Raw genomic sequence first — 2,386 nt, forward strand, 5'->3', positions numbered from 1 at the left:
AGCGGCTTCAGCCGCGATGGAGCTTTCGCACTGATCCCGCCGCAGCAGCCCACACCGTGCGCCTGCCGGGTTTCAATGGGCAGGCCCCATCGCGGCTGAAGCCGCTCCTGCGATCATGTCTGCTGTTGCGAGGCCGTCGAAATGAACCTGCGTGACCTCAAATACCTGGTGGCGCTGGCCGAGCACAAGCACTTCGGCCGGGCCGCGGCCGCCTGCTTCGTCAGCCAGCCCACGCTCTCCACCCAGATCAAGAAGCTGGAGGAAGAGCTGGGCGTGCCGCTGGTGGAACGCGCACCGCGCAAGGTGATGCTGACCCCGGCCGGGCGCGAGGCGGCGGCGCGCGCGCGCGGCATCGTCGCCGAGATCGAGCAGATGAAGGAGGCCGCGCGCCGCAGCCGCGACCCCGAGGCCGGTACGGTGCGGCTGGGCATCTTCCCCACGCTGGGGCCGTACCTGCTGCCGCACGTGGTGCCGACGATACGCGAGCGTTTTCCGCAGCTGGAACTGCTGCTGGTCGAGGAAAAGAGCGACGTGCTGCTGGCCCAGCTGCGCAACGGCCAGCTCGACGCCGCGCTGCTGGCGCTGCCGCTGGGCGACGAACAGCTGCATACCGAATTCCTGTTCGAGGAACCCTTCGTGCTGGCCGCGCCGGAAAGCCACCCGCTGGCCGCGCATGCCATGCTGACCATGGCCGACCTGGCCGACCAGCGCCTGCTGCTGCTGCAGGACGGCCACTGCCTGCGCGACCAGGCGCTGGATGTCTGCCACCTGGCCGGCGCGCTGGAGAAATCCGAGTTCCAGGCCACCAGCCTGGAGACGCTGCGGCAGATGGTGGCGGCCAATGTCGGCGTCACCCTGCTGCCGATGCTGGCGGTGAAGCCGCCGGTCGCGCGCTCGGAGAACATCCGCCTGCTCGGCTTCGCCGGCGCGGACGCGCCCAGCCGGCGCATCGCCATGGTCTGGCGCCGCAGCTCGGCCATGGGCGACTTCCTGCAGCAGCTGGCAGGCATCTTCCAGAGCCTGCCGCCGGACCTGCTGGCCCTGTAGAGCGGGGCAACGCCCCGCTGGGGCATTACCACGCAAGCCCCGCCGGGCGCTGCCCGGCGCTACAGAGCCACAGCACCTGCATTCCTTGTAGAGCGGGGCATTGCCCCGCTGCGGCATTACCACGCAAACCCCGCAGGGCGCTGCCCGGCGCTACAGAGCCACAGCGCCGGCATTCCTTGTAGAGCGGGGCACCGCCCCGCTGCGGCATTACCACGCAAGCCCCCGCCGGGCGTCGCCCGGCGCTACAGAGCCACAGCGCCGGCACTCCTTGTAGAGCGGGGCAACGCCCCGCTGGGGCATTACCGCGCAAACCCCGCCGGGCGCTGCCCGGCGCTACAGAGCCGCTGCGGTCCGTCACTGCCGGGGGATTCGGGCACCGCCTGTCCACCCGCCTCGCCGCTCTCCCGCGCACGCCTTGACCGCCGCCGCCGATGCATTGCATCCCCGCCGCCCCGCCCCCATGATCGGGGTGGGTCGCATCCGTTCCATAATCCCCGCACAATAGGCCCGGGCGGTGCCGGATTGGCGCCGCCTTTTGTATGTCTCTCAACAATTGCAGGAGTTTTTCCATGCCGACCAACAGCGGCCTGCCCCCGTCAATCACCGTGTCCAGCCGTGACATGGCCCGCCTCGAGGCCATGCTCGATTCCCCGGCCCTGAGCCGGCACCCGGCCGCCGTCGCCCTGTCCCAGGAGCTCGAACGCGCGCAGGTGCTGTCGCCGGAAGACATCCCCGCAGGCATCGTCACCATGCACTCGCGCGTGGACTGCGTGGACGAGCTGCATAACGAAGAACATTCCCTGACCCTGGTCTATCCGCACGAAGCGGATTTCGACAAGGGCCGCGTCTCGGTGCTCGCGCCGGTCGGCAGCGCCCTGCTGGGCCTGTCCGTCGGCCAGACCATAGACTGGACCGCCCCCGGTGGCCGCCAGCTGCGCCTGCGCGTGACCGCCGTGCATTACCAGCCCGAAGCCGCTGGCGATTTCCACCGCTGAGCGCCCCGCGCCGGCCCGTACCCAGGAATCCGCAATGACCCCCTCCAAGCTCGCCCAACTGCGTGAACTGTCCGTCGTCGTCGCCGATACCGGCGATTACGAGGCCATCAAGCGCCTGCGCCCGGTCGACTGCACCACCAACCCGACGCTGGTGAAGAAGGCCCTCGATCTGCCGGTCTATGCCGGGCTGATCGAGCGCGAGCTGGCATGGGGCCGTGCGCAGGCCGGCGAGCGCGATGACGTGGCCAAGGCCGTGGTCGACCGCCTGACCATCGGCGTGGGCACGATGCTGGCCGAGCTGGTGCCGGGCCGCGTTTCCACCGAGGTCGATGCCGACCAGGCCC

3 protein-coding genes are annotated in these 2,386 nt (G+C 70.1%); all 3 read left to right on the plus strand.

The genetic code is table 11. The annotated features are described in order from the left end of the window. Positions 1-141: 141 nt before the first annotated feature. The gene (locus QMX80_RS18985) at positions 142-1,047 is read left to right on the plus strand and encodes a LysR substrate-binding domain-containing protein (protein ID WP_282278726.1); all 906 of its coding nucleotides are present in this window, start codon (positions 142-144) and stop codon (positions 1,045-1,047) included. Between the two features lie 569 nt (positions 1,048-1,616). After that, positions 1,617-2,042 carry a nucleoside diphosphate kinase regulator gene (gene rnk, locus QMX80_RS18990; protein WP_161809376.1) on the plus strand — a complete coding sequence of 142 codons (426 nt, stop codon included), beginning with the start codon at positions 1,617-1,619 and terminating at the stop codon, positions 2,040-2,042. Positions 2,043-2,076: 34 nt separating this feature from the next. Next, positions 2,077-2,386, plus strand: a 310-nt coding sequence (locus QMX80_RS18995; protein WP_273082292.1) for a transaldolase family protein, incomplete at its 3' end; no start/stop codon positions are given.

The sequence above is a fragment of the Stenotrophomonas sp. PS02297 genome (assembly GCF_029959705.1).
Taxonomy (GTDB): Bacteria; Pseudomonadota; Gammaproteobacteria; order Xanthomonadales; family Xanthomonadaceae; genus Stenotrophomonas; species Stenotrophomonas nitritireducens.